This is a genomic window from Luteimonas kalidii, assembly GCF_029887935.1.
Taxonomy (GTDB): Bacteria; Pseudomonadota; Gammaproteobacteria; order Xanthomonadales; family Xanthomonadaceae; genus Luteimonas; species Luteimonas kalidii.
The window spans coordinates 138,529-159,544 of sequence record NZ_JARXRO010000009.1 but is presented as its reverse complement, the minus strand read 5'-3'; the positions used below and the strand labels follow the sequence as shown (position 1 = coordinate 159,544).

General features: G+C 72.1%; 13 protein-coding genes. 7 read left to right on the top strand and 6 right to left on the bottom strand.

All coding sequences use genetic code 11. The features are described from left to right. Positions 1-68: 68 nt before the first annotated feature. Both QFW81_RS02325 and QFW81_RS02320 read left to right on the top strand, forming a co-directional pair. The gene (locus QFW81_RS02325) at positions 69-3,968 is read left to right on the top strand and encodes a patatin-like phospholipase domain-containing protein (protein WP_280576947.1); all 3,900 of its coding nucleotides are present in this window, start codon (positions 69-71) and stop codon (positions 3,966-3,968) included. A gap of 211 nt (positions 3,969-4,179) precedes the next feature. Then, positions 4,180-5,847, top strand: coding sequence for a serine hydrolase (locus QFW81_RS02320; RefSeq protein WP_280576946.1), 1,668 nt, complete (start codon positions 4,180-4,182; stop codon positions 5,845-5,847). A 115-nt stretch (positions 5,848-5,962) separates the two neighbouring features. Here QFW81_RS02320 and QFW81_RS02315 read toward each other — a convergent pair whose 3' ends face one another. Further along, positions 5,963-6,574 (bottom strand): hypothetical protein, encoded by a 612-nt coding sequence (locus tag QFW81_RS02315; RefSeq protein WP_280576945.1) that lies wholly within the window; start codon positions 6,572-6,574, stop codon positions 5,963-5,965. Between the two features lie 27 nt (positions 6,575-6,601). After that, positions 6,602-10,309 carry an indolepyruvate ferredoxin oxidoreductase family protein gene (locus tag QFW81_RS02310; protein WP_280576944.1) on the bottom strand — a complete coding sequence of 1,236 codons (3,708 nt, stop codon included), beginning with the start codon at positions 10,307-10,309 and terminating at the stop codon, positions 6,602-6,604. Positions 10,310-10,523: 214 nt separating this feature from the next. On the opposite strand from QFW81_RS02310, the gene QFW81_RS02305 reads away from it, so the two are divergent. Further along, positions 10,524-12,356 carry a putative bifunctional diguanylate cyclase/phosphodiesterase gene (locus tag QFW81_RS02305; protein WP_280576943.1) on the top strand — a complete coding sequence of 611 codons (1,833 nt, stop codon included), beginning with the start codon at positions 10,524-10,526 and terminating at the stop codon, positions 12,354-12,356. 151 nt (positions 12,357-12,507) lie between these two features. On the opposite strand, the gene QFW81_RS02300 is transcribed toward QFW81_RS02305, so the two are convergent. From QFW81_RS02300 to ubiK, 3 genes are all read right to left on the bottom strand, one after another. Then, positions 12,508-14,598: a S9 family peptidase gene (locus QFW81_RS02300; protein ID WP_280576942.1), complete on the bottom strand. Its 2,091-nt coding sequence runs from the start codon at positions 14,596-14,598 to the stop codon at positions 12,508-12,510. A 94-nt stretch (positions 14,599-14,692) separates the two neighbouring features. Beyond that, entirely contained in the window at positions 14,693-16,207 is a 1,515-nt protein-coding gene (locus QFW81_RS02295; RefSeq protein WP_280576941.1) for a YifB family Mg chelatase-like AAA ATPase, read from the bottom strand. A 10-nt stretch (positions 16,208-16,217) separates the two neighbouring features. Then, a complete protein-coding gene (gene ubiK / locus QFW81_RS02290; protein WP_280576940.1) occupies positions 16,218-16,493 on the bottom strand; it encodes a ubiquinone biosynthesis accessory factor UbiK in 276 nt (91 codons plus the stop codon). A 160-nt stretch (positions 16,494-16,653) separates the two neighbouring features. Between ubiK and QFW81_RS02285 the strand changes: the two genes are divergently transcribed. The 3 genes from QFW81_RS02285 (at position 16,654) to QFW81_RS02275 (ending at position 18,103) form a co-directional block, all read left to right on the top strand. Further along, positions 16,654-16,992, top strand: coding sequence for a P-II family nitrogen regulator (locus QFW81_RS02285; protein WP_280576939.1), 339 nt, complete (start codon positions 16,654-16,656; stop codon positions 16,990-16,992). Positions 16,993-17,117: 125 nt separating this feature from the next. Beyond that, positions 17,118-17,792, top strand: a complete 675-nt coding sequence (locus QFW81_RS02280) for an AzlC family ABC transporter permease (RefSeq protein ID WP_280576938.1) — start codon at positions 17,118-17,120, stop codon at positions 17,790-17,792. Beyond that, entirely contained in the window at positions 17,789-18,103 is a 315-nt protein-coding gene (locus tag QFW81_RS02275) for an AzlD domain-containing protein (protein WP_280576937.1), read from the top strand. Before QFW81_RS02280 ends, QFW81_RS02275 begins: the two co-directional genes overlap by 4 nt. Positions 18,104-18,128: 25 nt before the next feature. Here the strand turns inward: QFW81_RS02275 and speE are convergent, their stop codons facing one another. Further along, positions 18,129-18,977: a polyamine aminopropyltransferase gene (gene speE / locus QFW81_RS02270; protein WP_280576936.1), complete on the bottom strand. Its 849-nt coding sequence runs from the start codon at positions 18,975-18,977 to the stop codon at positions 18,129-18,131. Between the two features lie 172 nt (positions 18,978-19,149). On the opposite strand from speE, the gene QFW81_RS02265 reads away from it, so the two are divergent. Further along, complete coding sequence (locus QFW81_RS02265; RefSeq protein WP_280576935.1) at positions 19,150-20,991, top strand: M48 family metalloprotease; 1,842 nt, start codon at positions 19,150-19,152, stop codon at positions 20,989-20,991. The last annotated feature ends 25 nt before the right edge of the window (positions 20,992-21,016 follow it).

The following is a 21,016-nucleotide window of genomic DNA, read 5'->3' as shown; positions in this document are numbered from 1 at the left end:
CACCGTGGACGTCCGCGTTGCACTACAGTGGCGACCGGGGGGATCTGCCAACGCACACGGAGGATGCCGTGCGCCTGCAGGATGTATTGCCCGCGCTCCAGGCCCGCTGGGGCGGGCGCCCACAGACCACCCCGGACATCGATGCGGTCAAGGCCGCCGAACTGCGCACCGTGCTCGGACAGGAGCTGCGCGATCCGGGCGCGGTCGAAGCCTGGGGCCTCGCGCTGTCGGGCGGCGGCATCCGCAGCGCCACGTTCGGGCTCGGCGTGCTGCAGGCGCTGGCGCGGCTGGGCCTGCTGGGTTGCTTCCACTACCAGTCGACCGTGTCCGGCGGCGGCTATGCGGGTGCGTTCCTGCAGGGGCTGATCCGGCGGCACGGGTTCGCCCGCGCATTCGCCACCCTGGCGCCGCGCGGCGACCGCACGCCCGCCGACGACGACGGCCCCGGCCAGCGCCCGATCCGCCACCTGCGCGAATACAGCAACTACCTCAGCCCGCGGAAGTCGCCCTTTTCCGGCGACACCCTGGGCATGGTCGGCACCTACGTGCGCAACGTGGTGCTGGTGCAGGTGCAGCTGTGCGCGCTGATCCTGGCGCTGTGCCTGGTCCCGCTGCTGCTGTACGCCGGCGTGGTGGAAGTCACCACGCGCAACCCCACCCTGATGCTGTCGCTGGCAGGCCTGACCGGGATGCTGGCGATCGTGCTGCTGGCCTACGTGAGCACCTATGCCAACCGCCGGCCGCAGGCCGCCGGCGAGCCGGAGCCGCCGCCGTGGCGGGTGGTGGCAGCGGCGCTGGCGACGATCCTCGCGCTGGCGCTGGCCTCGATGCTGGGGGCGCTGGGGCTGGCGCGCTATGAACGGCTACCCGGGCTGTTCGCGACGGCGCTGGGCTGGCTGCCGGCTTCCTGGGCCGAGAGCGGATTCGACCTGGGCATCGTCACCGCGGCCCTGTACCTGACGGTGTGGCACGCCTGGCTGCTGATGGACCCCTGGTATTCGCGCCTGGTGGCGACCGGCGATGCGCCGCCACCCGCGCTGCAGCGGCATCCCTGGCGCTTCGTGCTGGCCACGGTGGGCGCGGCGGCGTTCGCGGGCGTGGCGATCGTCGCGCTGCGCGACTGGCTCTCGGCGTGGCAGGCGGTCGGCAGCCTCTGGCACGTGCTGGCGTTCGGGCCGCCGCTGGTGGTGGCGGCGGTGGTGCTGACCGCGATCGTGCACCTCGGCCTCGCCGGCCCGGCCATGAGCGACCTGCAGCGCGAGATCTGGGCGCGCGTGGGCGGCAAGACCAGCGCGCTGGTGGCGCTGGGCATGACCCTGACGCTGGCGCTGACGATCTACGGCCCCTGGGCGATGCGCTACGGCGCGGGACAGGGCGTGCGCGCGCTGTCGGGCGCGGGCTGGGCGGGCGTGCTGGCGTGGCTGTCGACCACCGGCATCGGCCTGCTGGTCGCGCACGGCAAGCGCGACGGCAGCGGGCGCTCGAAGCGCTCGCGCCTGCTCGACCTGGTGGCACGGGTCGCGCCCTGGGTGTTCCTGCTCGGACTGCTGATCGCGCTCAGCCTCGCCGGCCACATGCTGCTGCAGGCGGCCGGGCCGTGGCTGGAGCGCGTCGCCGGCGGCGCACCGGCGGCGCTTCCGCCCTTCGCCAGCGAGTCGCTGGCCGACTACCTGGCGCGGCTGCACGCGGCGGTGACCGGGCATCCGCGCGCGCTGGTGCTGCTGCTGGCCGGGGCGCTCGCGGTGTGGCTGCTGTTCGGCTGGGCGGTGGACGTCAACGAGTTCAGCCTCAACGCCTTCTACCGCAACCGTCTGGTGCGCTGTTATCTCGGCGCCAGCAACCTGCACCGCAATCCCGAACCGACCACCAACTTCGACGTCCAGGACGACCTGGTACTGGCCGACCTGGTCGAGGTGCAGCGCCACGACGGCGCGCGCCCGCTGTATCCGCTGATCGGCACCGCGCTCAACCTGGTCGCGGCCAAGCAGCTCGACTGGCAGGACCGCAAGGCGGCCTCGTTCTGCCTCAGCCCGGGCTGGTGCGGCTCGCTGCCGCCGGACTCGCGCTTCGGCGAGCCGCCGATCGGCGACCGCATGGCCGCGACCGCGGGCACGGCCTGCCGGGAGGCGTCGTCGACCGCGCCGCGCGACGCGGGCCACGGCGACTCGCTGGCCGGTTCGCTCACGCTCGGCAGCGCGATCGCCATCTCCGGCGCCGCGGTGAACCCGAACATGGGCTACCACAGCTCGCCGGCGGTCACCTTCCTGCTCACCCTGTTCGATGCGCGGCTGGGCTGGTGGCTGCCCAACCCGCGCCATCCCGAGCGTCCGCGCGCCGACGACGCGCCGTTCTTCGGCCGCTGGCTGCTGGCCGAGTTGCTCGGACGCACCCACGCCGGCGGCAAGTTCGTGCACCTGTCCGACGGCGGGCATTTCGAGAACCTGGCCCTGTACGAGCTCGTGCGCCGGCGCTGCCGCTTTATCCTGTGCGTGGATGCCGCGGCCGACGGCGGCCGCGCCTTCGCCGACCTCGGCAACGCGGTGCACAAGTGCCGGGTCGACTTCGGCGCCAACATCGATATCGACGTGGCCGCGCTGGCCGCGGGCGACGGCGGCCTGGCCGGGCGCAGCTGCGCGGTGGGGCACATCACGTATGCCGACGGCAGCGCCGGCACGCTGCTGTACCTCAAGCCGACCCTGACCGGCGAAGAGCCCGCCGACATCGTGCACTACGCGCGCAGCCACGACTGCTTCCCGCACGAACCCACCTCCGACCAGTTCTTCGACGAGGCGCAGTTCGAGAGCTATCGCCGGCTGGGCGAGGACATCGCGCGGCGCGCGCTGGAGCCGGCGCTCGAACGCATCGACGCCGCGCCCGGCTCGCCCGCGCACGACCAGCTGGGCCTCTATGACTCCGCGCTCAAGGACAAGCTGCTGATCGCCCTGCGCCAGCGCTGGGTGGCGCCGCTGCCGCGGCTGGACGATCGCTTCGCGCTGCACGGCGAGGCGCTGACCCGGCTGCTGGGCGAGCTGCGCGACACGCCCGCGCTGGCGGTGCTCGACGCGCAGTTCCACCCGGCGTGGGCGGACCTGGTCGCCGGCGTGCCGGACGCGCCGGGCGCCGCGCCGCCGTCGCCGCTGGAGCTGCGCACGCGGCTGCCCGCGCCGGAGGATTTCCGCGCCTGCTTCTACTTCTGCCAGGAACTGATCCGGCTGATGGAGGCGGTCTACCACGACCTCGGCCTCGAACACGCCTGGTACCATCCGGACAACCGCGGCTGGGTGAACGCGTTCCGGCACTGGAGCTGGGCGCCGATGTTCCGCATCGCCTGGATCGTGGGCGCACCGACCTTCGGCGCGCGCTTCGTCGCGTTCTGCCAGCAGCGGCTCGACCTGCCGCGGCTGGACAACGACGGCGAGGACCGGCGCCGCGTGCTGCGGCTGGAGCGCCATGCGGTCGCGGCGGACGGCGACTGGCAGGGCCTGTGCGATGCGCTGATGGCCGACGGCACGATCAACCACGTCGAACATTCGATCCTGCTGTCCGATCCGCTGACCAGGCATGCGGTGCGCCCCACCCACCTGTACGTCCTGCGCCTGAAATGGTCGGCGGTGCTGGCGCGCACCGCCACCGGCATGCCCGACACCACGCTCGGCGTGGCGGCGATGGCGGAGGGCACGCTGCGCCTGATGCGGGTGCAGGACCACGTCCGCCGGCTGGGCCTGGCGACGGAATTCCTGCGCCTGCTGATCAACCGCGAGGTGCTGGAGGCGGTCGACATCCGCCCGGGCTATTACGGGCTCGGCGGCGTGTGCCGCAACCGGCGCGCGGACCAGGTGCAGGCCTGGCTGGAGCAGGCGCTGGCGCTGGCCCGCAAGCGCCAGCGCGCGCGCAACGACGCCGCCCGCGCCCGGCGCGAAGCGCGGCGCGCCCGGCACATGGGTCCGCCTGCGACCGGCTCCGCATGAACGGCGACGCGACGGCGCCCGCAGCCGTGGCGCGCACGTCCGTGCCATGCGCGGGAGGTGCGGCATCCGGCCTGCGTGCAGCGGGTCGACACGCTGCACGCGCAGCCCCGGTCACGCGCGTCGCCCCGGCCGCGTCGTGGCGTGACCAGTCGCACGTCCGCCCCGGGGTCCTGCCCGCTACGGTGGCCCGACCGCCCAGAAGGAATGTCCGATGCGCCTGACCCTGCTGTTCTGCCTGCTCGTTCCGATCGCCGCCCACGCCCAGCCGCTGCCGTCGAACGCCGAGGTCGCGGCCTTCTCTGCGCGCAGCCTCGAGACGAACTGCGACCCCGGCGCGCCGGGCATGGCGGTCCTGGTGGCGCGCGGGGACGAGGTGCTCTACCGCGGCGCCTGCGGCCGCGCCAGCCTCGAGCTCGGCGTTCCGCTGTCGCCCGACCACGTGTTCCGCATCGGCTCGGTGACCAAGCAGTTTTCCGCCGCCGCGGTGCTGAAGCTGGCCGAGGACGGCAAGCTGTCACTGGACGATCCCCTGTCGAAGTTCGTGCCCGGCTATCCCGGCGGCGACGCGGTCACCGTGGAGATGCTGCTCAACCATACGTCCGGCATCCGCAGCTATACCGACATCGACTCGATCATGTCCGGCGGCGGCATCATGAAGGACCTGAGCACCGCGCAGCTGATCGACACCTTCAAGGACGAGACCCCCGACTTCGCGCCCGGCGAGGGCTGGCACTACAACAACTCCGGCTACGTGCTGGTCGGCGCGGTGATCGAGGCGGCCAGCGGCAAGCCCTGGCATGCGTATCTCGACGAGGTCTTCTTCCAGCCATTGGGCATGGCGCACACCGGTTACGGCAACGAGGCCGATGCGGTGATCCCGGGACACGTCGACGGCTACACCCGCAAGGGCGAACAGTGGGCACGCGCGATGCATCTGAGCATGACCCAGCCGCATGCGGCCGGCGCGCTGGTCTCGACCGTCGATGACCTGCTCAGGTGGAACCGCGCGCTGCACGAAGGCAGGGTGCTCGAGGACGCCGGCTATCGGGCCATGACCACACCGGTCGGCAAGGCCGCCGAGCACGACTACGGCTTCGGCATCTCCACCGGCACCCTGCGCGGCGAGCCGCAGCTGCAGCATGGCGGCGGCATCCACGGTTTCAGCAGCTATCTGCTGTACCTGCCCGGCAGCGACACCACGGTCGCGGTGCTCTACAACGCCGACAGCGGGCGGCCGGACATGCTCGGCACCGGTCGCATCGCCAATCTGCTGGCCGCGCACGCGATCGGCAGGCCGTATCCGGAGAAGACACCGGTCGAGGTCGATGTCGAGGCGCTGGACGATTACGAGGGCGTCTACCGCATCGACGAGGACGCCGCGCGCGTGCTGCGGGTCAAGGATGGCGTGCTGACCTCGCAGCGCACCGGTGGCGTGGCGCACGCACTGATTCCCGTGGCCAGGGATACCTTCCTGTTCGAAGAGGGTTTCTCGCGCATCGTGTTCGAACGCGATACGGCGGGCGCAGTCGCGGCCATGCGCTTCTTCCCGGAGGACGAAGGCGAGGGCGAAGTGGTGCCGCGCAGCGACGAACCGTTGCCGGCGGCGCGGACGGGCCTGCAATTGCCGCGCGAGGCGCTGGAACGCATCGCCGGCGAGTATGCGGTCGGCGGGATGCTGCTGAAGGTCTTCCTCGACGGCGACACGCCGAAGGCGCAGCTCAGCGGGCAACCCGCGTTCGAGATCTTTGCCGAATCGCCTTCGCGGTTCTTCCTGAAGGTGGTCGACGCGACCCTGGTGTTCGCGCCGGACACGGGCACGCCTGCGTCGGTGACGTTGCACCAGGGCGGCCGGGAGACGGTGTTCACGCGGCAGGACTAGCGGCACGCAGCGCGTCCCCCGTGCGCGCCCTGGTCGTGCCGGCCGGCGCGACGCGGCAAGCCTCGCGGCGTGCTCCGCGTCCCAGCTCAGGCCCGCTTGCGGTGTCGCAGCCCGCTCAGCCGTTCCACAGCACGTCCGGTGCGCGCGGGCACTGGCGCACCGGTTCGGGCTCGTCCTCGGTGCTGTCCAGCACCCAGCAGTCGTCCAGGACCGAGCAGTAGCACACGCGCAGCTCCATCCGGCGGCGCTCGCGGTCGAGCGCGTTCCACAACGGGTGCACCGGCTGCGGCTGCGGCACCCGCAGCAGCGCGATCCACTCGTCCGCGCCGACCACGCGGTGCTGGATGCCGCTGCTGAGGAACTGCAGCCGGTCGCGTGCGGCGGCGCCGCCCTCGGCGGCGCAGCAGCGCGACAGCAACGCATCGATGTCGCCGACCGGGACGCCGTCGTGCAGCAGCTGCGCCCAGCGCACGCGCGCCGGTCCGGTGCCGCGGTTGAGCAGGTCGATGGAGATCTGCGGATCGCCTTCGAGCGTGATGTTGCTGGTGCCGGAGATCAGCGAGGGCCACACGCTCGCGGCGAGCATGCGCTCCTGGGTGCGATTGGCGCTGAGCGCGACGAACAGCGAGATCACCGAGATCAGCACCACGCAGCCGCCCATCACCACTTCGTAGAGGCGCAGCGGGCGGCGGCGGCCGGGGCGGGCGATGCGCGGTTCGTCTGCCATGCGCGACTGCTTCCGGTCGGGTTTGCCTCAGGCGGCCTGCACGATGCGCAGCGGGTTGGCCCACTCGCGCAGCAGTTCGGCCTCGCGCGCCTTGGCCGCGTGCAGGTGCGCGTCCTTGACGTGGCCGTAGCCGCGGATCTGCTCCGGGATGCCGGCGATCTCGGCAGCGAGGCCGACGTTGCCGCCGTCGAGTTCGTCCAGCAGGCCGCCCACGGTGCGCTCGTAGTCGTCGATCAGCTGGCGCTCCATTCGCCGCTCGGCGGTGCGGCCGAACGGATCCAGCGCGCCGCCGCGCAGGAACTTCAGCTTCGCCAGCAGTCCGAACGCCCTGAACACCCAGGGGCCGTACTCGCGCTTGACCAGTTCGCCCTTGGCGTTCTTCTTCGCCAGCAGCGGCGGCGCGAGGTGGAAGTGCAGCCGGTAGTCGCCGTCGAACTGCTGCTCCACCCGGCGCAGGAAATCGCCGCTGGTGTACAGCCGGGCGACCTCGTACTCGTCCTTGTAGGCCATCAGCTTGAAGAAGTAGCGCGACACCGCCTCGGACAGGTCGGTCGAACCGGGCGCCTTGGCGTGCTCGGCCTCGCGCACCCGCGCGACGAAATCCGAATAGCGCCTGGCGTATTTCGCGTCCTGGTATTCGGTGAGGAACTCGACCCGGCGCGCGATCAGCTCGTCCAGCGAGCGTGACAGGCGCAGGTCGTCCAGCGGCAGGAACGCGACCGCATCGGTACCGGCGTGTGCGGGCACGTGACGCAGCTCGTCCTCGGCGCGCAGCGGACGCGGCGCGGAGGTCGCGCCCCATTCGGTGCTCTCCCATTCGCCCGGCGGCAGCGACTGCAGCGCGGCGGGCGTGTCCTCGGCGACGGTGGGCGCGTTGCGCACCACGCCGGCGGCCTCGTACACCGCTTCCGGATCGATCGCGGCCAGCCGGCCCCAGGCGAACGCGGTCTTGTTCATCTCCACCGCGGCGCCGTTGAGTTCCACCGCGCGCATCAGCGACTCGAACGACAGCGGCACCAGGCCGCGCTGCCAGGCATAGCCGAGCATGAACAGGTTCGACGCGATCGCATCGCCCATCAGCGCGGTGGCCAGTTCGGTGGCGTCGATCCGCAGCGGCGCATGTCCGCCCAGCGCCTGGGTCACGGCCTGGACGATGTCGGCAGCCGGGAACTGCATGTCCGGCCGGGTTGTGAACGTGCCGGGCATCGCCTCGTACGTGTTGAGCACCACCTGCGAGCGGCCCGCGCGCAGCTTCGACAGCGCCCAGTAGTCGTTGACCACCACCATGTCGCAGCCCAGCACCAGGTCGGCCTCGCCTGCGGCGATGCGCACGGCGTGGATGTCCTCCGGCGTCCTGGCGATGCGGATATGGGTGGTGACGGCGCCGCCCTTCTGCGCCAGGCCGGTCTGGTCGAGCACGGTCGAGCCGCGGCCCTCCAGGTGTCCGGCCATGCCCAGCAGCGCGCCGATGGTCACCACGCCCGTACCGCCGACGCCGGTGATCAGGATGTTCCAGGGCTGCGCCAGGTCGGTGGCGAAGCCCGGCGGCGGCAGGCTGGCCAGGCGGCCGGCGGTGGCGGCCTTGTCGCCCTTGCGCGGCTTGCCGCCGTGCACGGTGACGAAGCTTGGGCAGAAGCCCTCGACGCAGCTGTAGTCCTTGTTGCAGTTGCTCTGGTCGATCTCGCGCTTGCGCCCGAACTCGGTGTCCTTGGGCAGCACCGAGACGCAGAAGCTCTTCTTGCCGCAGTCGCCGCAGCCCTCGCACACCAGGGTGTTGACGAACACGCGCTTGGCCGGATCGGCGATCTTGCCGCGCTTGCGGCGCCGGCGCTTCTCGGTGGCGCAGGTCTGGTCGTAGATCAGCACGCTCGTGCCCTTGACCTCGCGCAGGCGGCGCTGCACCGCGTCGAGCTCGCGCCGGTCCTCGAACTCGGTGCCGGACGGGAAGATCGAGCGGTCGCGCCACTTGCCGATGTCGTCGCTGACCAGGACGATCGTGTACACGCCCTCGCTGCGCACCTGGTGCGCGATCTGCGGCACGCTCAGGGTGCCGTCGACCGGCTGGCCGCCGGTCATCGCCACCGCGTCGTTGTAGAGAATCTTGTAGGTGATGTTGACGCCGGCCGCGACCGACTGCCGGATCGCCAGCGAGCCCGAGTGGAAATAGGTGCCGTCGCCCAGGTTCTGGAACACGTGCGGGGTGTCGGTGAACGCCGCCTGCCCGCACCACGTGACGCCTTCGCCGCCCATCTGGGTGAAGGTGTCGGTGTCGCGGTCCATCCACGTGACCATGTAGTGGCAGCCGATGCCGGCCAGCGCGCGCGAGCCTTCGGGCACGGTCGTGGAGGTGTTGTGCGGGCAACCCGAGCAGTAGTGCGGCACGCGCGGGAACTGCGCGCGCGGCAGCGCCAGTTCGCCTTCCTTCTGCTCCATCCAGCGCAGCACGTCGCGAATGTGCGCGGTGTCGCGGCTGCCTTCGGGGATGAACTGCTGCAGCCGGCGCGCGATCACGCCGGCGATGGTCGCGGGCGTGAGTTCGCCGGTGCTGGGCAGGATCCACTGTCCGGACTCGTCGTACTTGCCGACGATGGACGGACGGTCGCCGTCGAAGTTGTAGAACAGCTCCTTCATCTGGCTCTCGATGAAGGCGTGCTTTTCCTCCACCACCAGGATGTCGCGCAGGCCGCGGGCGAAGGCGCGGATGCCGAGCGGCTCCAGCGGCCAGGTCATGCCGACCTTGTACACGCGGATCCCGAGCTCGCGGCAGCGCTCGGCGTCGAGGCCCAGGTATTCGAGCGCCTGCAGCACGTCGAGGTAGCTCTTGCCGGTGGTGACGATGCCGAAGCGCGCGTCGTCCGCGTCCAGCACCATGCGGTCGATGCGGTTGGCGCGTGCGAACGCCTGCGCGGCCTTGACCGCGTAGCGGTGCAGGCGCATCTCCTGGTCGAGCGGCGGATCCGGCCAGCGGATGTTGAGCCCGCCCGGCGGCAGTTCGAAATCCTCCGGCGTGACGATCTGCAGCGCCAGCGGGTTGACGTCGACCGACGCGGAGGATTCCACCGTCTCGGCGATGGTCTTGAAGCCGACCCAGCGCCCGGTGTAGCGGCTCATCGCCCAGCCCACCAGGCCCATGTCGAGGATGTCCTGGACCCCGGCCGGGTTGAGGATCGGCATCATCGCGCTGGTGAACTCGCCCTCGCTGCCGTGCGGCAACGTGGAACTGCGGCAGGCATGGTCGTCGGCGGCCAGCGCCAGCACCCCGCCATGGCGCGAGGTGCCGGCGGCGTTGCCGTGCTTGAACACGTCGCCGCAGCGGTCAACGCCCGGGCCCTTGCCGTACCACATCGCGTACACGCCATCGACGGTCGCGCCGGGGAACAGGTTGGTCTGCTGCGTGCCCCAGACCATGGTCGCGCCGAGGTCCTCGTTGAGGCCCGGCTGGAACTTCACGTTCGACTCGGCCAGGTACTTCTTCGCCCGCCACAGCTCCAGGTCGAAGCCGCCCAGGGGCGAACCGCGGTAGCCGGAGATGAAGCCGCCGGTGTTCAGCCCGGCCGCCTGGTCGCGCAGCCGCTGCATCAGCGGCAGCCGCACCAGCGCCTGCACGCCCGACAGGTAGATGCGTCCCTCGGTGCGGATGTACTTGTGGTCGAGGGTGTAGTCGGGGTCGGTGACGCCGTGGGTCAGGCCGGTGTGCGCGGAGGCGGGGGAGGACAGTTCGGCGGTGCTGGTCATGGCGGTTCGCTTGGCGGGCGGCGCGGGCGCCGCTGGCTGGACGCCGCAGGGCGCCGCAGATCCCGGGGGGAAATCGTGTCAAGTGTAACAGTGGCCCCGGCGGCGCCGCCCCGTTTGCGCGGCCCCCGGGCGTGGGTATACAACACGCGCAACGGGGCGGAACCGGTGCCGGCCGTCATGCCAACGAGGCCAAGGGGGCCGGATGTCACCCGACGTGCAGCCGAGTGCGCAACGCGATCGCGGGGCCTGGGTCAGGCGCCACCACCAGGCGCTGGTCTCGCTGGCGCGGCGGGTGTGGCAGGACGACTGCACGCTGGACACCGCGTTCGCGTTGATCTGCGAGACGGCGGCCGAGACCCTCGAGGTCGAACGGGTCAACATCTGGCGGCACGATCCGCAGGCGCGGGTGCTGCACTGCCTGCACCAGTACGAGCGCCGCCGGCATCGCCATTCGAGCACCTGCGACGAATCGCTGCGGGTGGACGCGGGCTACAGCGACGCGCTGCACGAAGTGCGGGTCATCGACCTGGATGCGGTCGAGCGCGCCGGCGACGACAACGGGCTGGGGGCCTACCTGCGCCGGCACGGCATCGGGTCGCTGCTGGACGCCCCGGTACGTTCGGCCGGCGAACTGCTCGGGGTGATCTGCCACGAACACGTCGGGCCGCCGCGGGTGTGGTCGCCGGAGGACCAGGCCTTCGCAGGCAGCATCGGCGACTACGTGGCGATGGCCTACGAGATCGATCGCCGGCGCCGGCTCGAGGGGCGCGTGCGCTACCTGGAACTGCACGATCCGCATACCAACCTGCCCAACCGAGACCATCTGCTGGAAGTGGTGCACGCGGCGCTGCGGCCGATGCACGGCGGCGACAACGGCCTGGTCGCGATCCACCTCCATCTCGACGATTCGCCGCACGTAGGCGATGCCGGCCACGAGCTGCTGGTGGAGGCTGCGGACAGGTTGCGTCGCGAACTCGACGGCAGCGCCACCCTCGCGCGCGTTCGCGGCAACGCGTTTGCGGTTCTGCCGCACCGCCACCTGCACGAGACCGAGGCGCTGAACCTGGCCGAGCGCTGCATCGACGTGGTCCAGGCACACCTGGACGCCAGTGGCACCGCCGCCATCGTGACCGCCGGCATCGCATTCTCGCGCGACCTCGCCGCGCCCTCTGCCGACAACCTGCTGCGCAACGCCGAGACCGCGAGCCACAACGCACGCAGTACGCGCCTTGGCCGCTGCGAGGTCTTCAACGCCGAACACCACCGCGGCCTGGTCACCCGGCTGCGGCTGGAGCGCACCCTGCGCGAGGCGTTCGATGCCGGACAGATGCACGTGTATTTCCAGCCCGAGGTGGACCTGGCCAGCGGCGACTGGGTGGCGGCCGAGGCCCTGCTGCGCTGGCGCGACGACGAAGGTCGCTGCCGTCCCGCGGCCGAGTTCATCGACATCATCGAAGGCTGCGGGCTGATCCTGCCGATCGGACGCTGGATGCTGCAGGAAGCCTGCAGACTGGCGCGGCAGTGGCCGCTGCGCGACGGACTGCGGCCGACGCTGCGGGTGAACCTGTCGGCGCGCCAGTTCGCCCAGGCCAGCCTGGTCGACGACGTCACCGCCGCGATCACGGCGAGCGGCCTGCAGCCCGGCCGGCTGTGCCTGGAACTGACGGAAAGCGCATTGCTGCCGGACGTCGAGGTGGCGGCGCAGACGCTCGCGCGGCTGCGCGATCTGGGGGTCTCGGTCGCGCTCGACGACTTCGGCACCGGGTATTCGTCGCTGGCCTACCTCAAGCGCCTGCCGATCGACGTGCTCAAGCTCGACCGCGCCTTCATCGCCGGCCTGCCGGACGATGCGTTCGACCTGGCGATCGTGCAGGCGATCGCCGGCCTCGCGCGCCGGACCGGCGTGGCGGTGGTCGCCGAAGGAGTCGAAACCCGGGCCCAGGCGCAGACCCTGCGCGAGTGCGGTGTGGCGCGCGCGCAGGGCTACCTGTTCGCGCGGCCGATGGACCAGGCGGCGCTGGTGCAGGGGTTCGAACGCGCGGCGTGAGCGATCGGACAGCGTGGGCGACGCACCGGGCGTGGCGCTGCAGCCGGCGATGACGCGACAGCCATGCGCCCGCGGATGAGCCGCGCGGCGTGGACGGGAGGGGCATCGTGCGCCGCTCCCGCCCGTCGGGTGAGGTCGTACGTGGCGCGGGCTACTTGCGAACGTCCGCCGTGTGCGACTCCAGCGCCTCGGCCAGCCCGGGCACGCCGTCGGCGCCGGTGGGCACGGTGATGCTGGAACCCTTGAACTCCTCGCCGATCGGCTGCGCGCGACCGCCCAGGCACTGCGACAGGAAGCCCTCGGCCACCGCATTGAAGGCCTTGTTGTTCTCGGCCCGCGCGAAGCCGTGGCCCTCGTCGGGGAACAGCACGTAGGTGACCGGGATGTTCTTGGCGGTCATCGCATTGACGATCTGGTCGCTCTCGTCCTGCTTGACCCGCGGATCGTTGGCGCCCTGGCCGATCAGCAGAGGCTTCTTGATCGCGTCCACGCGCGAGAGCGGCGAGCGTTCGGTCAACCAGGCCTTGCCTTCTTCCGTTTCCGGATCGCCCATGCGCCGCACCAGCTGCTGGTAGAAGCTGGCCCAGTACGGCGGCACGGTCGAGAGCAGGGTGTTGAGGTTGGCGGGGCCGACGATGTCGACGCCGCAGGCGAAGGTGTCGGGCGTGAACGTCACCCCGACCAGGGTCGCGTAGCCGCCGTAGCTGCCGCCCATGATCGCGACCTTGTCCTGCGTGGTCACGCCCGTTTCGACCGCCCAGTCCACCGCATCGCCGAGGTCGTCGTGCATCTTGCCGGCCCACTCGCCGTCGCCAGCGTTGGTGAAGTCCTTGCCGAAGCCGGTGGAGCCGCGGAAGTTGACGCTCAGCACCGCGTAGCCGCGGTTGGCCAGCCACTGGTCGTAGCTGCTGTAGCCGTAGGCGTCGCGCGCCCACGGACCGCCGTGCACCAGCAGCACCATCGGCACCGGCGCGTCGGCCTTGCCGTCCTTGTCGGCGTCGGCGTGCGGAGGCAGGGTGAGGTAGCTGACCAGCGTCTTGCCGTCGCGCGACTTCAGCTCCAGCGGCCACATCGGCACCAGCGGCTTGCCCTCCAGCGCGGGCCGGCCGGAGAACAGGCGCGTCAATGTGCCGCCGCCCTGGCCGTCGCGGTCGTAGCGGTAGTACTCCACCGGAGACTCGGCGGCGGAATAGGCCACGATCCAGGTGCGGTCGTCGAGCGTGCGCGTGTTGATCGAGGCCTCGCCCGGGCCGATCGCGGCGAGGCGGTCGAGGTCGGCGCGGATCGCCTCGTCGAGCACGGCCCACTCCTCGCGCAGGTAGTTCACCGACACCGCCTGCACCTGGCCGGTGCGCGGGTCGGCCAGGTTGTCGCCGATATCGGCGCGCGCGTCCTCGTGCAGCAGGCGCCTGTCGCCGCCGGCGGTGTCCACGGCGAACAGCGCGGCGGTGTTGCGCTCGCGCGAATCGCGCATGTACAACGTGGAGCCGTCCTTGCTCAGCCCGGCGAAGCCGGTGGTCATGCCGTCCTCGAACGGAATCTCGTCGTAGGTCTCCCAGGTGTCGCCGGCGCGGCGCAGCAGGTCTTCGCCGCCGTCGGGCCGCGCGCGCGAGGCGAAGCGCAGGGTGTAGTCGGCATCGGCGAGGTAGGCGGAGATCTCCTGGTCGTTGCGCTCCACCAGGGTGCGCTCGCCGGTGGCGAGGTCGACCTCGTACAGGTCGTGCCACTTCGGGTCGCGGTCGTTCATGCCGACCAGGATCGTGCCGGGATGCCGATCGCTTACGCCCACGACCTGCGCGGTGGTCTTCTCGAATGGCGTCAGGTCGCGGCTCTGCCCGGTCTTCAGGTCGACGGCGTAGAGGTGGAAGTCCTCGTCGCCGCCGCTGTCGCGCAGGTACAGCAGGGTGTCGGGCTGGTAGGACCAGAAGTAGCTGCGGATACCGCGCGCGGTGTCGCGGGTCACGGCCTTCGCCGCGGACAGGTCGTCGGCCGGCGCGGCCCACACGTTGAGGGTGCCGTCCAGCGGCGCGATCCAGCTCAGGGTCCGGCCGTCGGGGCTGAGCTGCACGTTGGCACGCTCCGGATTGCCGAACAGGGCGTCGCGCGGAATCAGTTCGACCGCATCGAGCGACACGGCGGCGGCCGCCGCGGCGCCTTCGGCCGGCGCGGGATCGGCGGCCTTGCCGCCGCTGCAGGCGGCCAGGGCGAGGGAGATGGCGGAAGCGAGTACGAGACGCGACATGGACGGGTTCCCCGGGGTGGTGTGCCGACGAGGATACGGCCAGAGACGGCGCGGTTGCGCCGCCGTGTCTCCATCGCGGCTTCCGGCGTCCCTTTCAGGCGGCCTGCTGGCCGGCGCCCTGGTCGGCCTGGCGGTAGCCCAGCGCTTCGGTCAGGTGCGCGGTGGTGATGGCGTCGCTGTCGTCGAGGTCGGCGATGGTGCGCGCCACGCGCAGGATGCGGTGCATCGCGCGCGCCGACAGCTGCAGCGCTTCGACCGCGCGTTCCAGCAGCGCCTGGTCGCGCGACGCAAGCCGGCAGTCGGCCATCGTCTGCGCCTGCGACAGGCGTGCGTTGAGTCGTCCGCCGCGCGCGTGCTGGCGCGCGTGCGCCGCGGTCACGCGCGCACGCACGGCCGCGCTCGGCTCCCCGTCGGGGGCATCGGGGCGCAGTTCGGCCGGCGGCAAGCGCGGCACTTCGACATGCAGGTCGATGCGGTCGAGCAGCGGACCGGAGATGCGCGCCCGGTAGCGCGCGATCGCCTCGCCGTGGCAGCGGCAGCGGCCGGAGCTGTCGCCGGCCCAGCCGCAGGGGCAGGGATTCATCGCCGCCACCAGCTGGAAGCGCGCCGGGAACTCGCTCTGGCGCGCCGCGCGCGAGATGGTGACCACGCCCGACTCCAGTGGTTCGCGCAGCACCTCCAGCGCGCGCCGGTCCCATTCGGGCAGCTCGTCGAGAAACAGCACGCCGTTGTGCGCGAGCGAGATCTCGCCCGGACGCGGCTCGGAGCCGCCACCGGCGAGCGCGACCGCGCTGGCGGTGTGGTGCGGTGCGCGGAACGGACGGATCCGCCAGCGTGCGGGATCGAGCCCGCGTCCGCTGACCGAGGCGATCGCGGCGGTTTCCAGCGCGTCGGCTTCATCGGCTTCGGGCAGCAGCCCGGGCAGGCGCGAGGCCAGCAGCGTCTTGCCGCAGCCCGGGGGGCCGACCAGCAGCAGGTGGTGCCCGCCGGCCGCGGCGATCTCCAGCGCGCGCCGCGCCTGCGCCTGGCCGCGCACGTCGCGCAGGTCGGGCCCGTCTTCCGCCTGATGCGGCGGCGCGACCGCGGCCGGCAGCGGCTTGCGTCCGGTCAGCAGCGCGCACACCTCCAGCAGGGTGCGCGCGGTGAAGGCTTCCAGCCCGGCGGCGAGCGCCGCCTCGGCGCCGTTGCCTTCGGCCACCACCAGCCGGCGCCCTGCCTGCGCCGCGGCCAGCGCGGCGGGCAGGACGCCGTCGACCGGGCGCAGCTCGCCGGTCAGGCCGAGCTCGCCGATGAATTCGCAGTCGCCCAGCGCGTCCTGCGGCAACTGGCCGCTGGCGGCGAGGATGCCGAGCGCGATCGGCAGGTCGAAACGGCCGCCGCCCTTGGGCAGGTCGGCCGGGGCGAGGTTGACGGTGATGCGGCGCGCGGGGAATTCGAACTGTGCGCACTGGATCGCCGCGCGCACCCGGTCCTTGGCCTCGCGCACCGCGGCCTCGGGCAGGCCGACGATCGACATCGAGGGCAGGCCGCCGCCCAGGTGCACTTCCACCTTGACCGCGGGCGCACGCACCCCGGCCCTCGCGCGTCCATGCACGAGCGCAAGTCCCATGGCGGTGGGCTCAGTGGGTCGGAGGCGTGGGCGCGTCGCCGGTGGACTGGCGCGCCTCGAGTTCGGCGACCACCGACTGCAGTTGTTCGAGCTTCTCGCGCGTGCGCAGCAGCACCGCGCGCTGCACCTCGAACTCCTCGCGCGTCACCAGGTCCAGCCGCGCCAGCCCGGACTGCAGCACGGACTTGAAGTTTTCCTGCAGTTCCTCGCGGCTCTCGCGCAGGCCGGGCGGCACCAGGCCGCTGAGGCGGCGGGCGAGGTCGTCGATGTGGTTGAGGTCGATCATGCGCGTGCTCCGTCGGGTCTGCGTCCAGCTTGGACCGGCCCGGGTGACGGCGCAGTCGGCGGCGGACGCGGCCGGGGGTAGGAAAAGCCCGACTCCGGCACCGGGTATGCTAGCGCGGTGCCGCCGGCAGGCACGACCGCCCGCAGACAGGAGCCGCGTGATGAAGATGGTGATGGCGATCATCAAGCCGTTCAAACTCGACGACGTGCGCGAGGCGCTGGGCGAAGTCGGGGTGACCGGCGTCACCGTCAGCGAGGTCAAGGGCTTCGGCCGGCAGAAGGGCCATACCGAGCTCTACCGTGGCGCCGAGTACGTGGTCGACTTCCTGCCCAAGGTGAAGCTCGAGGTGGTGGTGGTCGACGACCAGGTCGACGCGGTGACCGAGGCCATCGTCAAGGCCGCCGGCACCGGCAAGATCGGCGACGGCAAGGTGTTCGTCTACGACCTCACGCGCGCGGTGCGCATCCGCACCGGCGAACTGGACGGGGATGCGCTGTAGGACGGTCCGCCGTCGCCCCTGCGGATGAAGCGGCGGCTGCACGCCCGGTCGAAAGACACGTCGCATCGGATGCGCCGCCGCCGCGGCGCCCTCCCGTGCTCACGCGCCGGCCACCGGGTCGTGCGATGCGCGCACTGACGCCCGCCACCCGCGTCGGCCTGTCGATTTCCGTCGCCACCGGTCTGTACGGCATTTCCTTCGGCGCGCTGTCGGTCGCCGCCGGGCTGGATGTCTGGCAGACCATGGTATTGAGCCTGCTGATGTTCACCGGCGGCTCGCAGTTCGCGTTCATCGGCGTGGTCGCCGGTGGCGGCACGGGCCTGTCGGCGTTCTCGGCCGCCAGCCTGCTGGGCGTGCGCAACGCGGTCTATGCGGTGCAGGTCAACCGGATGCTGCGGCCGGCGGGCTGGCGGCGATGGCTCGCCGCGCACGTGACCATCGACGAATCGACCGCGACGGCCGCGGGTCAGGACACCGCGGATGAACAGCGCCGCGGCTTCTGGACCGCGGGACTCGGCGTCTTCGTGCTGTGGAACGTGTTCACCGCGCTGGGTGCGCTGCTCGGCGACGTCGTGGGCGATCCGAAGCGCTGGGGCCTGGACGGCGCTGCGGTCGCGGCGTTCGCGGGCCTGCTGTGGCCGCGCCTGCACGGTCGCGAGCCGGTGGCGATCGCGGTGGTGTGCGCGCTGGCGACGGCGCTGGCCCTGCCGTGGCTGCCGGCCGGGGTGCCGATCCTGGTGGCGGCGGCGGTCGCCGTGGCATGGGCGCTGGCGTCCGTGCGCCGCAGGCCGCCGCGATGAGCGCGACCTGGGCGTGGCTGCTGCTGGCCTGCGGGGTCGCGTTCGCGACCAAGCTGTCGGGCTACCTGGTGCCGGCGCGCTGGCTGGAGGGTCCGCGCGTGCGCGCCGTCAGCGCGGCGGCCACCATCGGCCTGCTGGCGTCGCTGGTGGTGGTGAACACCTTCGCCGACGGGACCCGTCTTGCCATCGATGCGCGGCTGGGCGCACTGCTGGTGGCGCTGGTCGCCTTGCGCCTGCGGGTGCCCTTCCTCGCCGTCGTCGTGCTCGGCGCGGTGGCGGCGGCGACATTGCGGTGGGCCGCCGGCGCCTGAGCGCGCCGGTCGGTCTTTCCTGCGGTCAGCCGTCCAGCGCTTCGGTCACGAACGGCGGCAGCGACTGCGCGCCCTTGTGGATCTCGGCGCTGTAGTACTTCGTGGCGAACGGCCTGGCGTGCGCATCGGCCTCGCGGAAGTCGAAACCCTGGCCCTTGCGCGCCAGGGTGCAGCTCCACCAGCCGGTGGGGTAGCACGGCTGCGGGAAGGGCAGTGTCTGGAACGAGGTGAATCCGGCCTTGCCCATCTCGGCGCGCATCGCCTTGATGAGGTCCAGCAGCACCAGCGGCGATTCCGACTGCTGCACCAGGATGCCGTCGTCCTTCAGCGCGCGGTGGCAGCTTGCGAAGAAGGCCTTGTTGAACAGGCCCTCGGCCGGGCCGACCGGATCGGTGGAGTCGACGATCACGACATCGACGCTGCCCGGCGCGCAGTTGGCCATGTAGGCGATGCCGTCGTCGAACAGGATTTCCGCACGCGGGTCGCCGTTGGATTCGCACAGCTCGGGGAAGTACTTCTCCGCCATGCGCGTGACCTGTTCGTCGATGTCGCACTGCACGGCCTGCTCGACGCCCGGGTGCCGCAGCACCTCGCGCAGCGTACCGCAGTCGCCGCCGCCGATGATCACCACCCGCTTTGGATCGGGGTGGGTGAACAGCGCCGGGTGCGACATCATCTCGTGGTAGAGGAAATTGTCGCGGGTGGTGACCATCATCGCGCCGTCGATCAGCATCACGTTGCCCCAGTCGGTGCTCTCGTAGATCTCGATCTTCTGGAACGGCGACTGCACCTCGTCGAGCTTGCCGCGCACGCGGAAGCCGATCGACGAGCCGGCGGGTTCGAAATTCTCGTACAGCCAGTCGCTGGCGGTCATGGGCGGTCCTAGTGGGGTGGTCGCGGGGGCGGGCGCAGGTCGCTGGCCCGCGCGCGTGACATGGCGTAGGCGCCGTCCGGGCGGCGGCGCGGCGCGCATTGTAGCGAACCGCCCGCGACGGTTCCGCGACGCATCCCCTACGATGTCCACCGCGATCACGCAGGAGTGCCGCATGACCGAACACGAGCAGCGGGCGCGGGTGCTGCGGCTCGAGGCCGAGGCGCGCGACACGCCCTCGCGATACCGGCTGCGGCTGCTGGCCCTGGCGCTGCTCGGCCACGGCGTGGTGGTCGGGCTCCTGCTGCTGGCCCTGGCGCCGTTCGCGCTGGTCGCGGTGCACCTGTTCGTGCGTGGCGCGTCGCTGGCGCCGCAGCACGCCTATGTGCTGGTGCTTCCGGCGGTGGTGGCCGCAGTGGTGATGCGCGCGCTGTGGGTGCGCTTCGAGTCGCCGGACGGGTACCGCCTGGCGCCCGGCGAGGCACCGTTGCTGCAGGCCGAGGTCGAGCGCCTGCGGCAGGCCACGGGTGCGCCGCCGCTGGAAGGCATCGTCATCGACGGCGACTTCAACGCCAAGGCCGCGAGCGTGCCCCGCGTTCTGGGTCTGCTCGGCCATCGCCATACGCTGGTGCTCGGGCTGCCGCTGATGCGCGTGCTCGACCGCGAGGAGCTGGCCGCGGTGATCGCGCACGAGTTCGGCCACTTCGGCGCGCGCGACGGCCGCTTCGCGGCGTGGATCTACCTCTCGCGCGGGACCTGGTACCGGCTGCGCGACGGCATGGCGCAGCATGGATTCGCGTTCGCCTGGCTGCTGGCCCGGTTCTACGCTTGGCTCGCGCCGCGCTTCGACCTCGACAGCCGTGCGCTCACCCGGCGGCACGAATACGCCGCCGACGCGGTGGCGGCGCGTGCGGCCGGGGAAGCGGCCGCCGCGAGTGCGCTGCTGCGCGTGGAGATCGCCTCGCGCCGGCTCGACGCACGCTTCTGGCCGCGGCTGTGGGCACGGGCGCGCAGCCAGCCGCATCCACCGGTCGAACTGCAGGCACCGCTGCTGCGGGCCATGACAGGCGGGCCGGTAGCGGTCGAGCGCCTGCTCGCGGCCGCCGCACGCGCGCAGGATCCGCGCGATACCCACCCCGCGCTGCCGCAACGGATCGAGGCATTGCGCTCGCCGGCACGCCTGCTGTCGCCGGTCGAACCGTCGGCGGCGCTGCTGGGCGGGCTGGAGGACACGCTCGAGCGTCGTCTGGACGCCGCCTGGCGCGACGATATCCGCCCGCACTGGGAGGCGCTGCACGCCGCCGCCGCGCACGACCGCGCGCGCCTGGCCGAGCTCGACGCGATGGGCGCACCGACGCCTGAACAGCTCGCCGAGCATGCGCTGCTGGTCGAACAGGTGCGGATCGACCTGGACCCGCTCCCGCTGTACGAACGCGCCCTGGCCGCGGACCCCGACCGCGTGCTGGCCCTGTTCCGCGCCGGCCTGCTGCAGCTGCGCCGCGGCGAGGTCGCGGGCGGCAGCGCACGCCTGCGGCGGGCGGTGGAACTGGACCGCGGCGCCGCAGGCGCGGCGCTGGAGGAACTGCGCGGGATCGACCTCGACCCGGACCTGGCGCCCGCGACCGCCGCGGCCGTCGACGCCCTGCGCGACGTCTTCGCGCCGCTGTCCGATGCAGGCCCTCACCCGGCCGGCACGGATCCCGCGCCGCTGCTGCCGCACGACCTCGACCCCGAGGCGTTGCACCGCATCGCGCGCCGCCTGGCCTGCGAGCCGCGCGTCGCCCGCGCCTGGGTCGCGCGCCGGCGCACCGCCCTGCGCGAAGCGCCCGCGCAGTACCTCGTCCTGCTCGACTGGCGCGGCTCCGTGGCCGGCGAGGCTGCCGGCCTGGCGCCGCTGCAGCAGGCGCTCGCCCTGCCCGGCGCGACGCTCGAACTGTTCACCGGCGCGGGCCAGCGGCGCCTGGCCTGGCAGGTGCGCGCCGTGTGCGGCGAACCGGTGTATCGGAAGGGTCACTGAGGCCGCACGCCTGCAGGGATGCCGG